15 protein-coding genes are annotated in these 22,838 nt (G+C 46.2%); 6 read left to right on the top strand and 9 right to left on the bottom strand.

Going from position 1 to position 22,838, the window contains the following annotated elements:
- Positions 1-22: 22 nt before the first annotated feature.
- A complete protein-coding gene (gene ackA / locus DN599_RS06740) occupies positions 23-1,222 on the bottom strand; it encodes an acetate kinase (RefSeq protein WP_110456907.1) in 1,200 nt (399 codons plus the stop codon).
- A gap of 196 nt (positions 1,223-1,418) precedes the next feature.
- On the opposite strand from ackA, the gene yfbV reads away from it, so the two are divergent.
- On the top strand, positions 1,419-1,862 hold the full coding sequence (gene yfbV / locus DN599_RS06745; RefSeq protein ID WP_110456908.1) for a terminus macrodomain insulation protein YfbV: 444 nt from the start codon (positions 1,419-1,421) through the stop codon (positions 1,860-1,862).
- A gap of 3 nt (positions 1,863-1,865) precedes the next feature.
- On the opposite strand, the gene pflA is transcribed toward yfbV, so the two are convergent.
- The 3 genes from pflA to DN599_RS06765 all read right to left on the bottom strand — a co-directional run bounded on the left by pflA (position 1,866) and on the right by DN599_RS06765 (position 7,299).
- Positions 1,866-2,606, bottom strand: a complete 741-nt coding sequence (gene pflA, locus DN599_RS06750) for a pyruvate formate lyase 1-activating protein (RefSeq protein WP_110456909.1) — start codon at positions 2,604-2,606, stop codon at positions 1,866-1,868.
- A gap of 94 nt (positions 2,607-2,700) precedes the next feature.
- Positions 2,701-4,983, bottom strand: a complete 2,283-nt coding sequence (pflB, locus tag DN599_RS06755; RefSeq protein WP_110456910.1) for a formate C-acetyltransferase — start codon at positions 4,981-4,983, stop codon at positions 2,701-2,703.
- Between the two features lie 783 nt (positions 4,984-5,766).
- The gene (locus tag DN599_RS06765) at positions 5,767-7,299 is read right to left on the bottom strand and encodes a DUF3360 family protein (RefSeq protein WP_110456911.1); all 1,533 of its coding nucleotides are present in this window, start codon (positions 7,297-7,299) and stop codon (positions 5,767-5,769) included.
- 967 nt (positions 7,300-8,266) lie between these two features.
- On the opposite strand from DN599_RS06765, the gene focA reads away from it, so the two are divergent.
- Positions 8,267-9,754, top strand: a complete 1,488-nt coding sequence (focA, locus tag DN599_RS06770) for a formate transporter FocA (protein ID WP_239473253.1) — start codon at positions 8,267-8,269, stop codon at positions 9,752-9,754.
- Between the two features lie 68 nt (positions 9,755-9,822).
- Here the strand turns inward: focA and DN599_RS06775 are convergent, their stop codons facing one another.
- Positions 9,823-10,728, bottom strand: coding sequence for a LysR substrate-binding domain-containing protein (locus DN599_RS06775; protein ID WP_110456913.1), 906 nt, complete (start codon positions 10,726-10,728; stop codon positions 9,823-9,825).
- Positions 10,729-11,174: 446 nt separating this feature from the next.
- Between DN599_RS06775 and DN599_RS06780 the strand changes: the two genes are divergently transcribed.
- The 3 genes from DN599_RS06780 to yfcC all read left to right on the top strand — a co-directional run bounded on the left by DN599_RS06780 (position 11,175) and on the right by yfcC (position 14,573).
- Positions 11,175-11,369: a DUF997 family protein gene (locus DN599_RS06780; protein WP_110456914.1), complete on the top strand. Its 195-nt coding sequence runs from the start codon at positions 11,175-11,177 to the stop codon at positions 11,367-11,369.
- Positions 11,362-12,807 carry a sodium/pantothenate symporter gene (gene panF, locus DN599_RS06785; protein WP_110456955.1) on the top strand — a complete coding sequence of 482 codons (1,446 nt, stop codon included), beginning with the start codon at positions 11,362-11,364 and terminating at the stop codon, positions 12,805-12,807. Before DN599_RS06780 ends, panF begins: the two co-directional genes overlap by 8 nt.
- Before the next feature lie 227 nt (positions 12,808-13,034).
- Positions 13,035-14,573 (top strand): putative basic amino acid antiporter YfcC, encoded by a 1,539-nt coding sequence (gene yfcC, locus DN599_RS06790; protein ID WP_110456915.1) that lies wholly within the window; start codon positions 13,035-13,037, stop codon positions 14,571-14,573.
- A 102-nt stretch (positions 14,574-14,675) separates the two neighbouring features.
- Here the strand turns inward: yfcC and DN599_RS06795 are convergent, their stop codons facing one another.
- The 3 genes from DN599_RS06795 to cysK form a co-directional block, all read right to left on the bottom strand.
- Positions 14,676-17,390, bottom strand: coding sequence for a TonB-dependent receptor plug domain-containing protein (locus DN599_RS06795; protein WP_110456916.1), 2,715 nt, complete (start codon positions 17,388-17,390; stop codon positions 14,676-14,678).
- Between the two features lie 630 nt (positions 17,391-18,020).
- A complete protein-coding gene (locus DN599_RS06805) occupies positions 18,021-18,986 on the bottom strand; it encodes a TDT family transporter (protein WP_110456918.1) in 966 nt (321 codons plus the stop codon).
- 465 nt (positions 18,987-19,451) lie between these two features.
- Positions 19,452-20,420, bottom strand: coding sequence for a cysteine synthase A (gene cysK, locus DN599_RS06810; RefSeq protein ID WP_110456919.1), 969 nt, complete (start codon positions 20,418-20,420; stop codon positions 19,452-19,454).
- A gap of 271 nt (positions 20,421-20,691) precedes the next feature.
- Here cysK and DN599_RS06815 point away from each other — a divergent pair, with 271 nt between their 5' ends.
- Complete coding sequence (locus DN599_RS06815; RefSeq protein WP_239473249.1) at positions 20,692-21,903, top strand: RDD family protein; 1,212 nt, start codon at positions 20,692-20,694, stop codon at positions 21,901-21,903.
- Between the two features lie 97 nt (positions 21,904-22,000).
- Here DN599_RS06815 and cysZ read toward each other — a convergent pair whose 3' ends face one another.
- Entirely contained in the window at positions 22,001-22,774 is a 774-nt protein-coding gene (cysZ, locus tag DN599_RS06820) for a sulfate transporter CysZ (RefSeq protein WP_110456921.1), read from the bottom strand.
- Positions 22,775-22,838: the final 64 nt, after the last annotated feature.

A 22,838-nucleotide genomic window follows, 5' to 3' on the forward strand; every position in this document is an offset into this window, starting at 1 on the left:
ACGGGTTAATCCCGACTCACTATTATTTATTGAGCAGTGATACCGCGTCTTCGGCGATAACCCACTCTTCATTGGTTGGAATAACCATGGCGATAGGGCCATTGTCAGTGGTGATCTGACCTTGTTTGCCAAAACGCGCAGCCGTATTGCGTTCTGTATCCACTTCGAAATTGAAGATTGAAAGCAAGTTAAGCACTTTTTCACGGATAAGATCGGAGTTTTCACCGATACCGCCAGTAAAGACCAGTGCGTCGAGGCGACCCAGTGGCACAGTATAAGAGGCGATATATTTTGCTAAACGATAGCAGAATATTTCCAATGCCAATGTCGCGCCTTTATGGCCATTTTGGTAACCTTCTTCGATGCCGCGGCAATCATTGGTTAGCTCAGAAATGCCTAATAGACCACTTTGCTTGTTCATCAAGTTGTTGACTTCATCAGCCGTGTAGCCAAGTTTATTGATAAGGTGATACACGATTGAAGGGTCCATATCGCCACAACGTGTGCCCATCACCAAGCCTTCTAGAGGGGTTAAGCCCATTGAGGTATCAACACTCTTACCGCCTTTAATCGCCGTAACCGATGCACCGTTGCCTAAGTGAGCGCAGATAACATTGGTGTCGCTCGGTTCTGTACCTAAGGCTTTAGCCGCTTCACGGCTAACGAATAGGTGGCTGGTACCATGTGCGCCATAACGACGGATACCGTGTTCACGATATAGCTTATAAGGTAGTGCATAAATATAAGCATGTTCAGGCATGGTTTGATGGAACGCAGTATCAAACACGGCAACCTGTGGTAGCTCAGGGAAAGAGGCTTGCGCCGCACGAATACCGATCAGGTGAGCAGGGTTGTGCAGTGGTGCAAATACGGCACTGTCTTCGATACCCTTAAGTACGGTGTCATCAATAATGACAGACTGGGTGTATTTCTCGCCGCCATGAACGATACGGTGACCAATGGCTTGGATCTTCTCGGCAATTTGTGGGTGTTCACCCAAAATTTTGGTCACAATGAACTCAACCGCTTCACGGTGAGCGGTAAAGGCGCCTAGTTTTGACTCAGATTTATTGCCGTTAACTTTCCACTTAATGCGTGAGTCTTCAAGACCAAAACACTCAGCTAAGCCAGAGATCTGGTCATCACCTGTGAGGGCATCAATAATAGCAAACTTCAATGAAGAGCTGCCGCAGTTAAGTACCAATACCAGTTTATTTGACATGTTTAAAACCTTTTGCAAAGTAGATGAATCGGGTGCGTTCACCAAAATGTAATGGCTGCAATAATATGTAGTGCAAACCATGTGTTTTGCCCAATATTGGGGCGAATAAACTGCCTTAAGCGGGTTTGGAGTACTTGGGACTCTTAAACCGATTGTGCTATGGTAAGGACAGTGTCTCAAAGTTTAGGTGTCATCATTGACAGTAAAAGTGTTTAAAACCTTAGGGGACGGTCGTCGTTATATGAAGACGTGGCCCATGGTTAAACAACTTAGTTTCTATTTCCCAGAGTATCGCGTTGTCAGGGCGACTCAGCTGGGATTACGCTTTATGCCGTTGTTAGCCATTATTGCTGCTGGCAGTCAACTGTATCTTTATGGATGGGCTTTTTTACCACAAGCCATTACCATCGCGTTGTTTTTTATCAGTTTACCTATCCAAGGTTTATTTTGGCTCGGCTGGCGAGCTACGCATCCGTTACCGTTAAGCTTGCTCGATTGGTGTAATAATTTGTCAATCAAACTGCAAAGCATAGGGGTTGCTTGTGCCCCTTTAGGGGCAAAAGCGTGTTATCTCGATATGGCGGTGATTTTAAAAATAGCCTTTGAACGTCTCGATAACAGTTACTGGGAAAATCTGTAGTGGTTAATAAACCGCATTGATCCCTGCATCTAAAAAAATCTGTTTTATCTGTTCCATCGTGTCGCGACTCGGGGGCGAAATATGGCTCAGTTGATACTCTTCACCTAGGGCTTCCCACTTGTGTTTGCCGAGTTCGTGATAGGGCAATAACTCTACCTTTTCAACGTTATTCATGGGTTTAATAAACTCAGCGAGGCTTTTCGCTGAGTCAATATCATCAGTAAATCCACCTACAACCACATAGCGAATCCATGTTTTTTGTTGGCGTTGTTGAAGGTACTGCGCAAATTGCAGGGTGCGATGATTACTGACTTGGGTTAATTCGATGTGCTTGGCATCATCAATATGTTTGATATCCAGTAGCACTAAATCTGTGTTATCGAGCAGTTCGTCGATAACTGGGGTGTATTTACGGACAAAACCGTTAGTGTCCAAACAGGTGTGGATACCTTGGGTTTTACAAGCATGGAAGAGGGCAGCAACAAACTCGGCTTGCAGTATGGCTTCACCACCACTGGCAGTTACCCCTCCACCGCTCGATTCGAGAAACGGGCGATAGCTAATGATCTGCTCCATTAGCTCATCAACCTCGACTTCACGGCCACCATGTAGATCCCACGTATCACGGTTATGGCAGTATTGGCAGCGCATTAAACAGCCCTGCATAAAGGCGATAAACCTGATGCCTGGACCATCGACTGTGCCAAAGGATTCGAGTGAATGAATCCGGCCTTTTACTGTCATTGCGACTCCTATAAAGTAGGCTGTGCTAAATTAGCCGCACAGCCTATCTTAAATTCACCAAAAATCCACAGTTAATACTGGGGAACGCTTAAATTTACATCCCTTTGGTGAAAGTACGTGTAATAACGTCCTGTTGCTGCTCTGGTGTTAGGGCGTTAAAGCGCACTGCGTAACCAGAAACACGGATTGTCAGCTGTGGGTACTTATCAGGATTAACGATTGCATCCTCAAGCATTTCGCGGTTCATTACGTTCACGTTAAGATGTTGACCACCCTCACGAGACTCGTTATGGGCAAAATAGCCATCCATCAACGCAGCCAGGTTAGTGCGGCGACCATCATCGTCTTTACCTAGTGCATTTGGCACGATAGAGAAGGTATAAGAGATACCGTCTTGAGCGTGAGCAAAGGGCAGTTTAGCCACCGAGGTTAATGAAGCGACAGCGCCTTTCTCATCACGGCCATGCATTGGATTGGCACCTGGCGCAAATGGCGCTCCTGCTTGGCGGCCATCTGGAGTCGTGCCTGTTTTCTTACCATAAACCACGTTTGAGGTGATGGTGAGAATTGACTGAGTCGGAATGGCATCGCGGTACATTTTCATGTCACGGATTTTCGCCATAAAGCGCTCAACCAGTTCAGTAGCTAAATCATCGACGCGTGCATCGTTGTTACCAAATTTAGGATAATCACCTTCAATGTCGAAATCGATAGCAATGCCGTGCTCGTCACGAATAGGCTTCACTTTGGCAAATTTGATAGCTGACAATGAATCGGCTGCGATAGAAAGCCCCGCGATACCACACGCCATGGTGCGACGAACGTCTCTGTCATGTAGCGCCATTAGGGCCGCTTCATAAGAGTACTTATCGTGCATGAAGTGAATGGCATTAAGCGCTGATACATATTGCTTAGCTAACCAATCCATCATGACATCTAAGCGCCCCATTACGTCATCAAAATCGAGCACTTCGTCAGTAATAGGCTCAAACTTAGGACCGATTTGGGTCTTGAGTTTTTCATCCATACCGCCGTTGATAGCGTAAAGCATGGTTTTAGCAAGGTTGGCACGTGCGCCGAAGAACTGCATGTGTTTACCCACAACCATAGGGCTGACACAACAAGCAATTGCATAGTCATCGGACTGGAAGTCCGGACGCATTAGATCATCGTTTTCATACTGAATAGAGCTAGTGTCGATTGACACCTTAGCACAGTACTTTTTAAAGGTTAGAGGCAGTTTTTCTGACCAAAGTACGGTGATATTTGGCTCTGGGCTTGGGCCCATGTTGTATAGCGTATGTAAGAAACGGAAGCTTGACTTGGTCACCAAAGTGCGGCCGTCCAGTCCCATACCTGCAATAGATTCGGTCGCCCAGATTGGGTCGCCAGAGAATAGCTCATCGTATTCTGGGGTGCGTAAGAAGCGAACCATACGCAGTTTCATCACGAAATGGTCAACCATTTCTTGCGCTTGTTCTTCGGTGATCAGACCATTTTTCAGGTCACGCTCGATATATACATCAAGGAAGGTCGACGTACGGCCCAGTGACATAGCCGCACCATTTTGGCTTTTCACTGCCGCAAGGTAACCAAAGTATGTCCATTGAATCGCTTCTTTGGCGTTGGTTGCTGGGCGTGAAATATCAAAGCCATAGCCCGCCGCCATCTGTTTCATTTGGCCAAGAGCTTTATGCTGCTCTGCAATTTCTTCACGAAGTTGCATTGTGGCAGTTAAGTCTTCACCGGCTTCAAACTTTTCTTGTAGCGAACTAAATTGGGCAAATTTATCTTGCATCAGATAGTCGATACCATAGAGCGCGATACGACGGTAGTCACCGATAATACGGCCACGGCCATAGGCATCGGGTAAACCAGTTAGGATACCTGATTTACGACAACGCATGATCTCTGGGGTGTAGATATCAAATACACCTTGGTTATGAGTTTTACGTAGCTCAGAATAGATATATTTGATGTTTGGATCTAATTCACGACCGTAGGCAGCACAAGAGCTTTCTACCATACGGATACCACCGTTTGGCAACATAGCGCGCTTAAGAGGCGCTTCAGTCTGTAGGCCAACGATGGTTTCTAATTCTTTAGCGATATAACCGGCTTCGTGAGAGGTGATAGTCGATACCTTATCGGTATCAAAATCGACAGGCGCATGGGTGCGGTTTTCCAGCTTGATGCCTTCCATGACCTTGTCCCATAATGTTAGGGTCGCCTCGGTTGGGCCAGCTAAGAATGACTCATCGCCTTCATACGGGGTGTAATTTGCTTGAATAAAGTCTCGTACATTTACTGCAGACTTCCAATCACCAGGAGTAAAACCTTCCCACGCTTTGGTGAACAGCTCAGTTTTTTCGGTCATCGTACTAATACCTTCTGTATTGAGATAAAGGTTATTGGGTATCGATTTGGCTCTGATAACAAAGAGTGCGATACACCAATAGCTAAGTCTTAACAGCTCCCCTCAATATGTTGCCCTGATGATGGGAACCGATTATCGAATCGATTAAATTCTATACTTTAGATGGCCGATAAGATGACACGTTACAGTTTTACCGGCGACCACTTAATTGGTAAGACCAATTTACCTGATGGATATTAGCATATCCACTTGCTAGCTGCATCAGATTCGCTAGAGATAAAGGCAAAACTGTAACCGACCTATCATTTTCACCCGCATTCTCTAATTGCATCTCATCTTAAAGTCGGTTATTTAGACCTAAATTATCGCCACTGTGCACGAATAACAATCCCGATTGAGTATGAGATTGTTAGGGCCTGTTGATCTTTGCTGGTTGAATGTTGTTCGAGACAAAAACGTGTTAATCGAGGCGAGTGGATTGCAGCCTAGTCATCTAAGCAAAATTCACTTAACAAAGAGTAAAACGTTTTTAGCCGACCCCTTCGAGCAGCGTTTGTTGGTCATTTCTACTGCGTTCTCAGCTTTTTATGTAGAATCACTACACCACAAAGCTTCTGCTTTGTATGAATATCCAACAATTCCCTGCAAAAACAACCTTGAAAAATCAACAGGCCCTATGTTTAGCAACGATAATCTTGACTATAAATCAGAGGGCACTTAATCATCACAAGTATAAAAGAATAGCCACACAGCAGGGGGATCCACCACTTTGTGGCACAGTGTTTACAATAGAGCTGGGATCCCTTGGATCATGCCTACTGCTAGCATTGCTGCAAGGCAGATAACGAAGGCCAAACCTGGGATAATTAATCGGTCAGCGACGCTTAATGTTTTAGCTCGCTCTTTGTCACCAATGAGGCCATTGTTGTCTAAGAACATGGTGAGTGCCCATGCCAGCACAGGATTGGCCACAAACGAGGCGAAAATACAGATCCCCGCCGCTTGGCTACTTTGGGTGTCTTTGACCATCTGCATACCCGCTTCGAGTAGCGGTAAGAATACCCCCACAAGTAAAGCAATTGACATTACAGGGCGCCACACCGTCACATCCATTGGATAGCCAAGTACAGCAACTATGATACACAGTGTACCGAGTAAAATAGCACCAGCAGGAATAGGGCGTTTTGCAATGGCAGCAGGGATCATATAAGTGCCCCATGATGAGGTGATGTTACCACCACCCACAGCGGTGCCGACCATTTGGCGTAAAGAACAGGTGGTCATGGTGTCATCAACATCCATGAGTACTTTTTCAGTGCCTTTAGGGTAATTCAGTTCTTGGAAAATACGGTGACCTAAGAAGTCTGGTGACCACATGGCAACCGCCAAAATCGCAAAGGGAAGTGAAGCGATAAAATGCGCCGCATTAGGCAGGCCTAGTTGCCAACCGTATTCGGTTGAACCCCACCAATAAGCTGGATTCAAATTAGGGATACCAGGCTCCGTCACAAATTGCAGATCTAGCCCCGCTCCTAGGCCAAATGCTAAAGCAATCGCGGCAATTGAGCACAATGGGATAGCTAGCCAACGTTTACCCACCTTAGCAAGATAGGCATATAAGATCACATTCACCAACAAAATAAAGAAGGCTACATAGCCTAAGCTGTAATCCAGAGCATGTTTGGATTGTAAACTCCCAGCCCAATCGAACAATGAGCTAATTTGACTCTTGGCCCCCATAAAACCGAGGAACACCAATAAACCACCGGCCACGCCACTAGAGGTGAGGTTAACCAGTCGCGATCCGCCTTTAAAATAACTGAGAATAAGGCCAAAGACACCGAGTAAAATGGCCAGTGCGAGAGGGTGTGCGCCAGCTAAGGCGATTGCCCCTATCAGTGGGATCATGGGGCCATGATTACCGCCAAGGTTGGCGCGAGGGTTGATAAAACCGGAACTGATAATACAAAAGAGTAACGCAGGGATGAGCATTTCTACTCGAACAACTTGAATGGCAAATTCGGCACCTAAATTAACGTGCTCCCATTTCTCGGTCAGTCCAGCAGCCCAAGCTGCCATTACCGCAGAATACATAACGGTAATGCCGATAGTGCCAGCGATGGCGGGAACAAGGTCTTCCCATTCAAAGCGAAAATCTCGACCCGGTAAGTTAAGACCCCAACGCCTAGGCTTCATGATTTGTAATTCATGATCTAAGTATTCTTCACGAGTATTAAACTCAGACGCGGGACGATGAAGCGCTTTATAAGACTGCTCTGAGGTTTCCATTTCTGCGTGTTTGACGGTTTCTGACATAATTTCTCATTCTCCGAAAAGAACATAGTGATTCATCTAAATTGATGATGGCTGCAACAGAATCCCTAATAAGTTAGTCAAGCGGCGCTGGCTTGTATGCCGTCTGTGATACTCGATTAACTTGGCCGCCACTGTAAATGAAATGAAAACGCTCCATTATAAAGTGAGCAGATACGTCCTTTTCTTGTTTAAAATTGGTCAGACCAATTTACCTCAAAAATATTAACACAGCCAAATAAGGCTGACATTAAGTATCAATAAAGTTGAAACTAAAGATTAGATGAATTGGGAGCCACTTAACAACTTACGCCACCAATTAGCCGATTTTTACCAATTAGGCATGCATATTGCGCCGCAGCAGGGCTCTCACTATCTCACTATTTTGTGAATCGTCCCGCTGGTCTTGGCTTTAGTTTGAGTTACCTCTCTTTTATTGTGCTTGCGGGGTAGCCGTATGACGCAAAGATGTGCTGGAGTGTGGGGTGGGTCACGTTTGTTGGCTGGCGTTGGGATATGCCGAGTCATTAATGGTCAGCATTAAGTGTTAGGGGGGGGCAACCTTGAGCATCTGTTGCTCACTGTTAAAATCCACCGCCATGCTTATTGAATTACACCTAGTATAAAGCTTTTAATACAGCGAGTTAGGAGGTTTCCTCGCCGCTTTTACGTTATCTCAATATTCGCTGAGGGCGCACTAGTTAGTGTTATCATTTATATTGATACTACTCATCATTATTATCAGATTTTCTTCTGTTTTATTTAACGTTAACTTATCGATATCGAGTAACTATTTTCGGTAATTTATCATGGAGAACAGAATGTTATTGAGTAAATGCCACAGATACCATCCCCCTTGTGACGGTGCGAAAGAGGGGCGGTCATGTCAACCTCTTCGTTAAACTCGCCAGCGGGTCATCATCGCCAGTGTTATGTGCAACATCCTAATGCCGCTGCGGTCAATGGAGCGATGAGCATGTATTTACATGCCGAGCATTACGGACTGTCAAAAGTCAGTAAGTCCCACGGCCAGTCCATAGGTTTAGCTGTTTTTGCCGGTGCTTTTATTGCATTAGCCTTTGTGTTTTACATCACAGTGACAACAGGGGCGACTGGTTCGTGGGGCTTAGTTAGGCTAGCGGGTGGGTTGGCCTTCAGCTTGGGCTTAATGTTGGTGGTGATCTGTGGCGGTGAGCTGTTCACCAGTACGGTACTTAGCACCGTGGCCTGGGCACAAAAGCAGGTGAATACTAATGCTCTGCTTATCTGTTGGCTGCGTGTTTATATTGGCAACCTATTCGGCGCCCTCATGATGCTGGGACTGGTTTTTGCTGGTGGTATGCATCAACTCGATGGCGGCTTATGGGGCGTGAATGCACTGAATATCGCGCAGCACAAACTGCATTATGGTTGGGGACAAGCTTTTGTACTGGGTGTGTTATGTAACATGCTGGTTTGCCTTGGGGTATGGATGACCTTTGCTAGCAAAGATGCACTGACTAAAGCCATTTTGTTAATGCTGCCGGTGGCCATGTTTGTCAGCAGTGGCTTTGAACACAGCATTGCCAACCTGTTTATGGTGCCGCTTGGGATCGCTATTGTCCATTTTGCCGATGCGAGTTTTTTTGTTAGCGCTGGGGTCGATGCTACGCAGTATAGCGATTTAACCATCAGTAATTTTATCTTACATAACCTGATCCCCGTGACACTGGGCAACATAGTCGGCGGGGGAGTATTAGTCGGCCTAGGCTACTGGCTGATAGAAAAACAGCCTAAGCCTGCCATTGTGCTACAGGTTGCTCCGCCACCTTTGGCCGAGTGCATTACCCCTTTAGCCGTTAAAAAATCAGTCACGCAATTGCCATCTTCCTTGGCTGAGTCAGTTAATCAAGCGGTGACACAAAACGCTTATGTGCAAGCGCATCCTTTATCAGTAGAGCCTTCTGGAGACCTATCAATGCCTAAATCAATTCAAAAACTAAATGTTAGCGACATCATGAACACCACGCCTTTCACTTTAACGCCTGAGTTATCTGTCTATGAAGGCCTTAAGCGCCTATCTAATGCCAATGAACGGGGGGCGCCAGTGATCGATGAACAGCAAAGGTTATTAGGGTTTATTTCACAGCAAGATTTATTGCGTAGCCTTTGGTCAGAAGAATATGTGCGTGGCATTGCCTATAAAGTGGCTGACTTAATGCAAACCCAAGTGCTAACGGTCGCTCCTAATGATGCCGTGGCTGACTTGATTGAACTTATGGTGGTCGACAGAAATAAATTATTCCCTGTTAACCAAATGGGTGTACTCACCGGCAGTACGTTTGCTAGTTATGAGGAGCGTTTAAGGCATGCTTACGCTAATAAACCCAGCAGTTTTCCTGTGGTGGAAGCGGGTAAATTACTTGGGATGATTAGTCGCGAGGCGATAGCGGCAAGAGTCAGCCGAGTATATGGATAATCCTCACTGATCATTAACGACCGCTAAGAATGGGGCTTAAGGCTCCATTCTTATTATATATCATCGAGTTATCTTGTTCTCTGACGGTATTTAGTCAGTCTGCGTGCTTCCGTTATTAAACAGTCCCTTAGCGGGTTTTCTCCAGAATCACAACGCCAAACAAAGGAGAGATGGCGCTGCATATTAAGCTGCGGCGTCGCGAGGATCACCAACTCACCTGCGGCGACTTCTTTCTCTACATCTAAAAAGGGCAGGCTACTCAAGTAAGGTCCATTTTTAACTAGCGCTTTGAGCAAAGAGACATGTTCATACTCTTTCCATACATTTAATTTCTCTATTACGCCATGTATTGCCCCTTCAAAAATACGCCGTGTGCCAGCACCCTGTTCACGCAATACCCACTTTGCCTGCTCTAATTGCGATAAGCTGGTGGTGTTATAGCTGGCATATGGGTGATGTGGCGCGGCAACAACCACTAAATGGTCGTCGAGCCATTGTTCTTGGTACAGGCGAGTGTCGTCGTTACGCCCCTCAATAATGCCAAAGTCATATTCGTAATTGAGCAGGCCCTCGATAACATTTTCGGTATTTTCAACGGTCAGTTCTATCCTCAGTTCGGGGAAATCAGTATCGATTTTACTGATAAGTTCAGGTAAGAGATGCTCTGCAGCCGTCTGACTGGAGCATAATCGGAAGCGCCCGCTGATAAGATGTTGTTCATGAAGGCCTAATTCAATTTGCTGTGCGTCTTGTAGCAAGCGTCTCGCACGGGGGCGTAGCCAGTTGCCCCAGTGGCTAAGCGTGAGTCGGTTACCCTGTCGAATAAACAGCGGTCGCCCCAAGAGATTTTCTAATTGCCCCAGTGACATACTGACGGCTGACTGAGTCATCGACAGTTTTCTAGCGGCGGCGCTGACACTTTCTAAGCTGGCAACGGCATCGAAAACCATGATTTGCTTGAGTGAATACTTCATCACAGCGAACGTTTCCCCTAACGGAAAAAAGAATGAATTTAAAGTATCAATATAATTGATGGTTATTTACCAATGATTGTAGGGGCGTCAATCAGGGGATACAAGTAAGTTGTTGATCTATTAGATGAGATAGAGATATGGTTCACTTTTTTGTGGTGACTGTGCGATGACGCACTCTTGTCGGTTCCGTTATCTACTGGTGGGCTGACCTTGGCTACTCAATGTCAATCACCTCTCTGTTACGGCGCATCTTGGTCGCAGCTGATTGACATGGCGTGGCTATGATCTTAAGCCTATGATCTTAGCGCTATGATATTAGAGTATGATATTAGAGTATGGTACGGCGTCATTTTGCTACTCCACCCTCAGTGTGATGGATTAGGGCTAGCTCATATCTATGGTTTTGTCTAGAATCGAGCCCTTGGTTTATTTCTCGTGTGCTCCTTATGGTTTCATTGTCGAAAACGGCACTGGTATTAACCCTTGGTTACTTACTGCTGTGGTGCGCTGGCCCCTTATTATTGCAAGAGGCTGGTACATGGGCTGGGTTACCCTTGTGGTTTTGGTTTTCCTGCATTGCCGCACCATTGCTGCTTATTTTGGTATTGGTGTTAACAATGAGCGTGGTTGATGATGATTAATCTGCTGCCAGTATTAGGCTATTTATTGTTGAGCTTAGTGATCACTCGCTGGTGGAGCCATAGGCAAAATCAAAGCAGTGGCGAGCTTTATTCAGATAAAGCGAAACGGTTCTTTATTGGTGGTGCTTTTTTGAACGGTCCATTGCTGGCGCTCACTCTCGTGGCAACCTACACCAGTGCCAGTTCATTTATTGGCGGCCCTGGGGCGGCTTACAAAATGGGCTTAGGCTGGGTATGGCTGGCATTAATTCAAGTGCCTGTTGCCATTTTAACCTTAGGAGTGTTGGGCCCTAAGTTTATGCGTCAGCGCGCCTCGCAGCATGCTACCTTAATCGAATGGCTCGACAGCCGTTATCACAGCCCTTGGCTTAGCCGAATAGCGGTACTCAGTCTCGTGACGGGCTTTATTGCAATGATCGCGGTGCAATTTATTGGCGGCGCCCGCCTATTTGCAGGGGTCAGCGGCATCAGTTATGAGTTGGGCTTAGGGTTATTTGTGGCTACAGTGCTAGCTTACACCCTAACGGGAGGCTTTCGCGCAGTCGTCATGACCGATGCCCTGCAGGGCATGGTCATGTTAGCTGGGTTGTTACTGCTGTTGGTGGTGATCTTATTACAGGCGCCATTACCTGAGCTGATGCAGCGGGTTAGTGAACATTCACCGGCCATGTTAAGTCCCCACGGGTTAAATGATGCGCTTGGCTGGCCAATGATGTTGTCATTTTGGGTGCTGATCTGTTTTGGCACCATGGGGTTACCTCATACTCTAGTCAGATTATTGGCCGTTAAAGATCGCCCGTCACTGAGGCGAGGTATGGTCTGGGGCACAGTGATCTGTTTCTTGATGACCCTATTGCCCCATTTGTGCGGCGTCCTCGGCCGAGCCTTGTATCCTGAGCTGTCAGTGCCTGATGACATTATGCCGACCTTGATTGCTGGCTTATTTCATCCGTTTTGGGCTGGGGTATTGCTGGCGGCTCCCATCGCGGCTGTGATGTCGTCGGTGGACTCTATGCTACTGCAATCGGCGGTTAGCCTTATTCGTGATGGTGCGCTGAAACGCTATCCCAGTTTGAGTTCGACGGTGCAGGTGCGTTTGACGCGCATCGCCATCGCCCTGATCACCTTGGTGGCCACCTACTGGGCGCTATCGCCGCCCAAGATGATAGTGTGGATCAATTTGGCCGCCTTCGGAGCCCTGCAGGCGGTATTTTTATGGCCGATTATCGCAGGTGTTTTTTGGCCAAGTATTAATGGCACCAGTGCGCTGTTGGCAATGTTCTCGGGCTTAGGCTGTTATTTATTGCTGCAATGGAGCGCGCCATTTATGTGGCATATCCACCCGATTGTACCGGCTTTGGCGGTCTCTTTGGTGGCGATGCTATTGACCCATATGATCCAGCGGCGCCCCTCGCAGCAGGCCGATGTACCTTTGTAACGATTAACATCATCAGCCGTTGATTTTGAGCCGATTAGCCGCTTAATACTGCCCGATTAAGCGGCTTTTTGTTGTTTGTCGAACGTTTAATTGAGCAAGTGATGAGCAGACGAGGTGAGGCTTGAATCTAACTTGGCCGCAATTTGCTGTGCCAGTGTAAATGATGGGTGAATTAGTTTATATTTGCGTGCAGATTGTCTCATCATAATAAGAATCATGGTCGTAACATGCACTCACAAACTAATCAAGAATCCTCTGTTGTCGCAACGTTGTTCACCCGCTGGCAGATGCCAGATACCTTAGTCATTATTTTCTTTGTCGCCCTGGCTGCAATGGCATTAACCTATTTAGTGCCGGTGGGCTCATTTGACACCCAAGAGATTGTCTATCTTAATGATGGTGTTGAGAAAACTCGCAATGTGGTTGACCCATATTCATTTCAATATCAAGTAGATGTTAGTGGTAATGCTGTGATGCAACCCGTGGCGTTGTTTGAGGGCGGCGGTGGCGTGGGCTTTTTTAACTTTGCGTTTGAGGGGTTAGCCTCGGGGTCTAAGTGGGGCACGGCCATCGGGGTCATCATGTTTATGCTGGTGATTGGTGGTGCCTTTGGGATCGTGATGGAAACGGGCACCATAGACAATGGTATTTTGCGCTTAATCGATAAAACTCAAGGTAATGAAAACCTATTTATTCCTGCACTATTCACTCTATTTTCGCTAGGGGGTGCCGTCTTTGGTATGGGGGAGGAGGCCATCGCCTTTGCGATTATTATCTGCCCATTAATGATCCGCTTAGGCTTTGATGGCATCACCACGGTTATGGTGACATATGTGGCGACACAAATCGGTTTTGCCAGCTCGTGGATGAACCCGTTTAGTGTGGCAATTGCTCAAGGTATCGCTGGCGTGCCTGTGTTGTCGGGTGCTGGCGTTCGCGGGTTGATGTGGGCTGGTTTTACGCTGATGGGGATCATATTTACCATGCGTTATGGCGCTAAAATTCGTGCCACGCCTAGCTTGTCATACAGTTATCATAGCGATAAGTATTTCCGTGATCATCAGTCTCATGCCAGCCTAGACTCGCGTTTTAACTGGGGCGATATCCTAGTACTTAGCAGCATCTTAGTGACTGTGGTGTGGGTGATATGGGGCGTGGTGGCTAATGGGTGGTTTATTCCTGAAATTGCCAGTCAGTTTTTTACTATGGGGATCGCCGTGGGGGCGATTGCCGTGATGTTTGGGCTCAATGACATGACCATTAATCGGGTCGCCAGCAGTTTTAAGCAGGGCGCGGCGACCATGTTAGAGCCGGCCATTTTGGTGGGCTGTGCCTCGGGGATCTTAATTTTATTGGGCGGTGGTGATCCGACTTCGCCTAGTGTGCTTAATACTTTGCTCAGTGGGGCGGGCAGTATTATTGGCCAGCTGCCTGCGGCGTTATCGGCGTGGTTTATGTTGTTATTTCAATCTGTATTTAATTTCTTTGTCACCTCGGGTTCGGGTCAAGCGGCCTTGACTATGCCCTTGATGGCGCCATTAGCCGATATCGTGGGGGTGAGCCGGCAAGTTGCGGTGTTGGCCTTTCAATTGGGCGATGGTTTTACCAATGTGTTGGTGCCCACATCGGCATCATTAATGGCGACATTAGGCGTGTGCCGAGTCGATTGGGCCATATGGCTTAAGTTTATTTGGCGTTTTATGCTGGGTTTGTTTGTCGTATCGAGTTTATTGGTTATCGCGGCGCATTATTTAGGTTTTGTTTAACTTATCGTGTATATGATGAGCCAGGGGCTGGTGCATTAAACTTATTTGGCGCGATAAAAAAACGGCATCCAAGGATGCCGTTTTTAGTGGGTGATGCTTATGTTAGAACTTCACTTCACCTTCAACAAACCATTCGCGTCCACGTGCATTGTAAACCGAGCGGTCATAATGTGGCCAAGAGGTGGCCGTTGGATCGAAGTTAGGACCGGCATCAAATAGGTTAACAACCCCGGCTTTAACCTTAATCGCATCGTTAATGTTGTAACCAGCAGTCAGGTTCCACTTCGTTTGCGACGCCACTTCATATGCACTTTCGTCAAACGCTTGTCCTTTATCAATGGCTGATTGTTTAAACGATTTGTAGTACATACCGTGCATACGCGCCGTGTGATAAGCACCCAGTGTCGCTTCGAAATCTTCAACAAACCAACCTAAAACAAGGTTAGCGCGGTACTGAGGTAAGCCACCATTTTCGATATCGTCTTCGACTGGATCGGTCGGCGAGATCTGACCTTCAGACAGTAAGATATAGCTACCGTTAAAGTTAAGCTTTAGCTCACCAAATTGCTCAAGATCCCAACCGTAGCCAGCAGTGATGTCAATACCACGCACTTTTTGGAAGGCGAGGTTTTGAGCTACTGCGTTGATGTGAGTGATTTTGCCACTCTCATCGCGGGTGATCATATCTTCATACTGCTCATATTCACGCGCCGCTTTGCTTGGACTGACATCACTGACCATGTCATCGAGCTTCCACTCCCACAGGTCGAAAGAAGCATTAAGCGTATCGCCGCCCCATACTGCGCCAATGTTAGCGGTATAACCGGTTTCGGCTTCGAGATCTTTGTTAGAGCCTGTGGTCATATCTATGTGCAGTTCTTTACACACTTCATTCAGTGCTGCGTCATTGTCATAAGCTTGGCCCGGGGTACCGCCCATCGCTTGGCACTGCTTGAAGTCGATAACCGATGAGAAAGCATCGGTAGGATCGCCATATACGCGGTGCATATCGGGGGCGCGGAACACACTAGAGACCGAACCACGCACTAAGAGTTCGCGCAGTGGACGATATTCAACGGCAATCTGTGGTGACAAGTTACTACCAAAATCATCGTAATCATCGTAACGCAGTGCCGCGTTAATGGTGATGAGATCGGTTACAGGTAAGCTTAGTTCGGCATAGGTTGCCCAGTATGAGCGCTCGCCCGACCCTGATGAGCCACCTTTGTTTAAGATATTGCCTTTTTTCGACTCAGAATCGGCATCGCTCTGGTAATCTTGCTCTGTGTACTCAGCACCAAAGGCAAACATCGCATCACCAGCTGGCATCTCGAACGCCATACCAGAGATATTGGCTTGAATGTTTTTCTGAGTCGACTGGGCTGTTTCAAATGGCGTATAAGCAGCGTTAGCCACATCGCTATCGCTCATTTTTTCCAATAATGAGTTACCGTTATTTCCAGCAGTCAGGTAGTTATACATGCCAAGCTCTGTTGCCAAGCCTTGGCTAAACACATCGACATTGGTACGGCCGTAGTTTACCGATGCATCCCAGTTATACTCGTCGGCTAGCATGCCTTCAAGGCCCGTAGTAAAGAAGTAGTTACGCGTCTTGGTTTCACCACCGCGGCTACCAAATTCACTCAGACGGCGGGCGTAAAAGTATTCGCCGTTTTCAGCATTGGCAAAGTCACCACCAAGGGCTAACGTTTTGTCTGCAAACGTTTTGCTTTGGCCCGCGCCAGTCACAGTTAGGCTATTACCATCGACTGTGATGCCATATTCATCACCAATGGCCATAGGCTCGATATTGGTTACCGATTTGGCTTCAGCAAAATCGAGACGCCCCACAAAGGTGATGTCATCAGCTAACTCATAGTTAAAGTTTGTCGAGCTGATAAAGCGCGTACTTTCAGGTTGTAGATCGCGCCATTGTGAGCGGTCAAAGCCACATACGCTCCCAGCCATAGTATAACCAGCATCAGTGCACTCTTGTGCCGTCAGAACCCGTTGTCCTGTTGGAACCGTTTTATCGTCACGGGTGACAGCGGCAATGCGTGCACCGTATGAGCTGTATGCAGAATGTGGACTGTAAGGGACCTTGTCAGTATGTAGGCCAAAATTATCACGGTCGGTTGCTTTAAGTTGCTGGTTATCAGTAAATTCAATAAAGCTTGATACGTTTCCGCGATCAGAAGAGGCACCTAACGACAAGGCGATGCGGTCACTGCCACCACCACCGTTGCTGGTATCGCCATGACGATATTTAATGGCAACGCCTTCGAAGTCTTTCTTTAAGATGATATTAATGACGCCACCGACGGCATCGGCACCGTAAATAGCCGAACCACCCGATTGCAAAATTTCGATACGTTGTACCGCTTCCATCGGCAGGTTAGCCGTATCAACGAAGTTATCGGTACCGCCAGCAGGTTTCGGGTACTGGTTTAGACGCTTACCATTGATAAGCGTTAAGGTACGGTTTGCGCCAGCGCCACGTAAACTGATTGATGACGCTGCCGGGGTAAAACCGTGCACAGACTGTGTGGTCATCGCGCCAGTTGTTGATGTTAGGCTTTCTAATGCATCTTGAATATTAGTAAAACCCTGTTTGGCCATCTCGTCGGCACTCATTACAGTAACCGGTGTGGCGGTTTCCATATCGGTACGCTTAATGCGTGAACCCGTCACTTCAATACGTTCAACACCACTATCTTCATTGGCAGCATAGGCTACAGATGTTCCAAGTGCGGCGGCAGTGGCACCACTTATTAATGCAAAACGCACAGCTTTAGCCAATATAGAATTAGGCTGCATTTTGATTCTCCCTGATAATATTGTTATTGGTTTGGTTTTTATTAAGTAAAAGGTTTTTAAAGGTTTTCTTATATAAATCACTTCTACTTAACTTGAATATAATCATAGCCAAATAACAACTGCAACATATAGGTTACAGCTTAAGTTAAGAATCTTTTTAACGTAGCGAACCCAATAAATTAACACCTTGATTGCTTTATATATTCATTTACACTTTTTAATCAGATTGATGCCTTAGTTTTATCTATTTTGTGAACTAAATAGATATTAATAATTTGAATTATGTCGGTTTACGTGTCTTTAAAATGCTATTCCATAACATCAAATGTTTTATTGTTGTTGCAATTGTTGCTTTTAAAAAGTTTTTTAAATATGTGTTTTTTTTAAGTCGAGTATTTTTAGAGCTAATTTCAGTGTATCAATGGGGTGCTTGGCACCAATTGTTACGTACATACTCGCTACATAATCGAGAGGGGAAAAGTAACCTATGGCTATATCTTGAGCTATTTAGTTCAGATCTCTCGCTAAAATGTGAACATTTAACAAGCAAATACGGGTTGGTTTTGTTGCGCCTTAACATTGTTGTCATTTAAGTAACGAATTGTATGTGGCCATGCTGGCCGTTACTCATTATTTAGTTGTGCGCATACTATAGAAACGTACATAGCGATAAATAACATAACTAACCACTACGCTGGCAATAATTAACTCAACGATGGCAGTTGTTTTAATCCCCATGGCTAAGTCAGTTGGACCAAATTCGTGATTAATCCAGTCATACACTTTAAATAAAGCGGTGGCCCCAATCACGAGTGGGAAGGTAAATGCCGCATAGCCTGGTGAAAAAGGCAGGGTGAATAATTTCACCAACGCCATATACACTAGGATGGTCATTAATAATGCGATACCTAATAATAATGCCACTAACATGATTGACGGATGCTCAGTGATGTTAAGGTAGCCCGCCAAAGACAAGCTTGCAGGGGCTGCCATGATAGCAATCGTTGGCTTAGCGGCATCGTCAATTTCACCACAGAAAATTAACCGATATAACATCACAGGTAGTAAGACTAAGTAGCAGCCTATCCCAAATCGAAGCAGTGCTTGGGCAAGCCATTGGTAGTCGGTGCCGCTGTAGCTCACTGCCGCCACTATGATGCCGATAGGGGGAACAAACCAGCTCGGCACCATGTGATTGAGCTGAAACTCACGTGCGCGATGATAGAGAAACACTGATAAAAATACTAAGTGCAATACGATACCTGTTAGCCAGAGTCCTTGACTAAGTTGAAGGTGAAATTGGCTAACGCTGTTAGAAATCACCATCAAGGCCATGGCGAAAGTAGGTAACACACTGCCGATAACTGGGTGTGCTAACTCCTCTTTTAATATTTGAGGGTGAAGCAAAAATTTAGCCACAAGGGCAAGTAAAAGCACGCTCGCTATCGCCGCGCCCAGTGTTTGTCCTGTGCCATTAAGCTGAGGTAACAAGGTGTCCCAAGCCCAACCTAAGCTGGCGATAGCCAATGCTAAGCCACCCAATGGGCTGGGTAAGCGTGATGCACCGTGATACACAGAGTGAATTTTTTGTCTCATGATTTCCCCCTTTGACCTTTAATTTGTTGAATTATTGCCTCGAACACAGCGTAAAAATCACTTAAAAATGAGTGATAAACGCTTAACTCTTCTCTTTAAATGGCATTTTAAGTGGGAAATTTGGATAAGAATATTTGATTTATTTTATTTAAATAGTAAATTTTATTTATTCACTGCTGTTCACTCTTCACCTCTGAGTGGTGTAGCGTCGTGCAGGTGTCAAAGGTGAATAGCATGGCTTTTATCAGGATGCTTGTCGTTAGCCGATGACTTAATGATGGGGTAGTCGCAACGGAGTTAGACTTCGCTGCTCAGTGAGGCTTAGTATTAAGATGGATGCAGGTTTTGCATGATGGAAAGTAAAGTGTGAAGCTGACTCATAAAAAAACCAGCCACTAAGGGCTGGTTTTAATCATTAAAGCGTTATGAATTAATCTGATTATTAGTCCATCGCTATTTTAAGTGTTACTGCACGTTTTCTGCATCACCAAATTGGCCTTGGAACAACACTGAAGATAAGTAGCGCTCGGCTGCAGAAGGCAAAATCACTACGATGTTTTTGCCTTCAAACTCTGGCAGGGCAGCAATACGATTAGCGGCAACCACAGCGGCACCCGATGAAATACCTACCAAGATACCTTCCTCTTTCATGAGTCGCTGGGCCATCTCAATCGCATCTTCATTACTGACCGCTTCTACGCGATCAACCACTTCTAAATCTAGGTTACCCGGAATGAAACCCGCGCCAATCCCCTGAATTTTGTGTGGGCCAGGTTGTATAGTTTGCCCTGCTAACGTTTGAGCAATAACGGGTGAGTCGACTGGCTCAACCGCCACTGACGTGATCGCCTTACCTTGTACATTTTTGATGTAACGGCTAATACCTGTGATAGTACCGCCAGTACCAACACCGGCCACGATAACATCGACTTCACCATCGGTGTCGTTCCAGATCTCAGGCCCGGTGGTTTTTTCATGGATCTCTGGGTTAGCTGGGTTATCGAACTGGCCTAAAATAAGGTACTTTTCTGGCGCCGATTGACGAATTTCTTCAGCTTTGTCGATAGCGCCTTTCATTCCTTTAGCGCCTTCGGTTAATACTAGGTTAGCCCCTAAGGCTTTTAATAACTTACGACGCTCAAGACTCATGGTATTGGGCATGGTGAGTGTTAATTTGTATCCGCGAGCAGCAGCAACATAGGCTAATGCAATCCCTGTGTTACCTGATGTGGGTTCTACCAGCTCGATATCCGAAGTCAGTAAGCCTTTTTTTTCTGCATCCCAAATCATGTTTGCACCGATGCGGCATTTAACACTGAAACTTGGATTACGTGCTTCTATTTTTGCGAGGACATTACCCTTGCTGACACGATTGAGACGAACAAGAGGGGTATGGCCAATGGTATGTGAATTGTCTTCGAAAATGTGACTCATGGGTTGCTTGCTCCTTTATTTATATTGTTAAATCATAGTGTTCTTTTGCCAGTTTAGAAATGATAGTTTCATCTTCGTTATTCTTTTTAGTTATTAATATGTAGATATTTATCATAAATACCCCGCTGCAACTCAACCCGCTGGCCGCTAGCAAATGTCTGTGGTGTGAGAGGGGCGTCTTGTTAGTTTATATTGGTGTAAGCCATTAACTATTGATCTTAATTGTTTTTTGTTCAATATAGATAATTTAATTATGCCATGGAGCGGACGTGTGAACCTTGATAGTGCCTTTAAAAATCGAGACAAAGATCCAAAAACCATAGTCACGCCGCTGGCGTTTAATATCGCTCCTAGCGTGTTGTATACGCCGTTAGCATCTCCATTAAAACGGGGATTGGCAATGATTATTGATGGGCTATTGATTAGCGTGTTGGCCGAGCAGGCTGGCGCTGTGTTTATCTTGCTGGTGGGATTAACCTTATTGATTGAGCGTAAAAGCCATCAATTGGGCCGCGCTTTAAAATGGCTGCTATATGCCGCAATGCTGCTGATGACCATCTGGGTGACCAGTGATAACTTGATTGAATTTAAACAAGGCTCGAACAGCGATACGCAACAGTCAGACAGTAAAGACCTCAACACTGATAAACTTGCACTGGCGTCACTGACATTATTGCCCGACACCTTAAGCTTAACCCTATGCGAAAGCCGACTTTGTGCCGATAAGCAGTTGACCTTATTGGCCAGTAAGCTCGCTAATGTAAGCTTGAGCGAGGCTGACAAGCAGCAGATGTTATTGGACATTGTCTCTGAGCTGGAGCTACCGCCTGCGGATAAGGCAGACTTATCCCATACGGTGTCTGAGATGTTTGCCTCGAATATTGAGATTACCAGCGATAGCGCCGAAGCACGCGTGGCAACAGGTGCTGGCGATGACATCACTGCAAAAGCACCACTTTCAATATCAGAAGCATCAACAATATCAGAGTCTAGCTTAACCCAAATAGATGGCACTACAAACAATGTTATTATCGAGGAGACGCGCAGTATACCGCTCCCTAATAGCAAGCCAACTGACACAAACCGCCGTCAGTCGGACAACAGTGACCACGCGCCTTACAGTCTGTTGGCGTGGGCCAAGGGGCTACTTAACGATTTAGGCTTAGGGTTTGGATGGGCAGCGTTTTATTTTACTGTATTCACCGCCTGGTTCGATGGTCAAACTTTGGGTAAAAAACTACTCAACATTCGGGTGATCCAGCTCGATGGGACGGCCATTTCACTCTGGGATGCCTTTGGGCGGTATGGCGGTTATGGCGCGGGGTTCGCCACCGGGTTGCTAGGGTTTTTGCAAATTTTTTGGGATGCTAATCGCCAAGCTATCCAAGATAAAATATCGGCAACTGTGGTGATCGATTTATCTAAAAAAAGGCTAAATCCGACCGAGCCCACCAGAGGCACTGCAGCGGTTACTTCCACCTAATCGACATTTTCAGCCCTTAATCAATGGCGCAGGGCGAGATAGTAAAGGGCGCTGCGTTGTAGCAGCGCCCTTTACGTATCGGGTAAAAGGTGGGCGATTACTCGGGGGCAATAAGGTTATTTTTATAGGCAGCCCGATATTTGTCGACCCACATTGAGGTCGCGCCGCAGATGGCCACTGGCATCACGATAAAGTTAACAATGGGGATCATTGAAAACAAGGTGACCGATGCCCCAAAGCTGAAACTGCTGCCCTTGGTTTGATTGAGGGCAAACTTCATATCCTCAAACGGCACCTTGTGATTATCGAACGGATAATCACAATATTGAATAGCCATCATCCACGCACTAAACATAAACCACAGAATGGGCGCGGCGGTTTGGCCAATAAATGGCACCCAGAACAAAATTAAAAACACCAATGCCCGCGGTAAATAGTATTTTAGCTTGATCCATTCTCGGCCCATGATGCGGGGCAAGTCTTTGATGAGATCAATCGTGGTGCCGGTATTAAGGTCTTTACCCGTTAAGTATTGCTCGACTTTTTCGGCCAACAACCCATTAAAAGGGGCGGCGAGCCAGTTCATCACCGAACTAAACACAAAAGAGAGCACCACCAGTAGAGTGAGTACCGCCAGTGGCCAGAGTAAGAAGTTAAGCCAAGTTAAATAGTCGGGTAATTGGCTGCTGACCCAAGCAAACATCTGCTCCAATTGCCCAATGGCAACATAGATCACTGCCGAAAATAACAGTAAGTTGATGGTTAGCGGGATAAAGACAAAACGTCTTAATCCTGGCTGCTTTATGAGCCGAAAACCATCGATAAAATAGTTGACGCCACTCTTGGGCGTCGAGCGGGTTTGTTGATTCATTGTGTTAAATACCACCGTTAACTGAATTAGCCACGATTGTGTGTCAGCATAGCGCGAAAAACAA

This window comes from Shewanella algidipiscicola (assembly GCF_900380485.1).
Classification (GTDB): Bacteria; Pseudomonadota; Gammaproteobacteria; order Enterobacterales; family Shewanellaceae; genus Shewanella; species Shewanella algidipiscicola.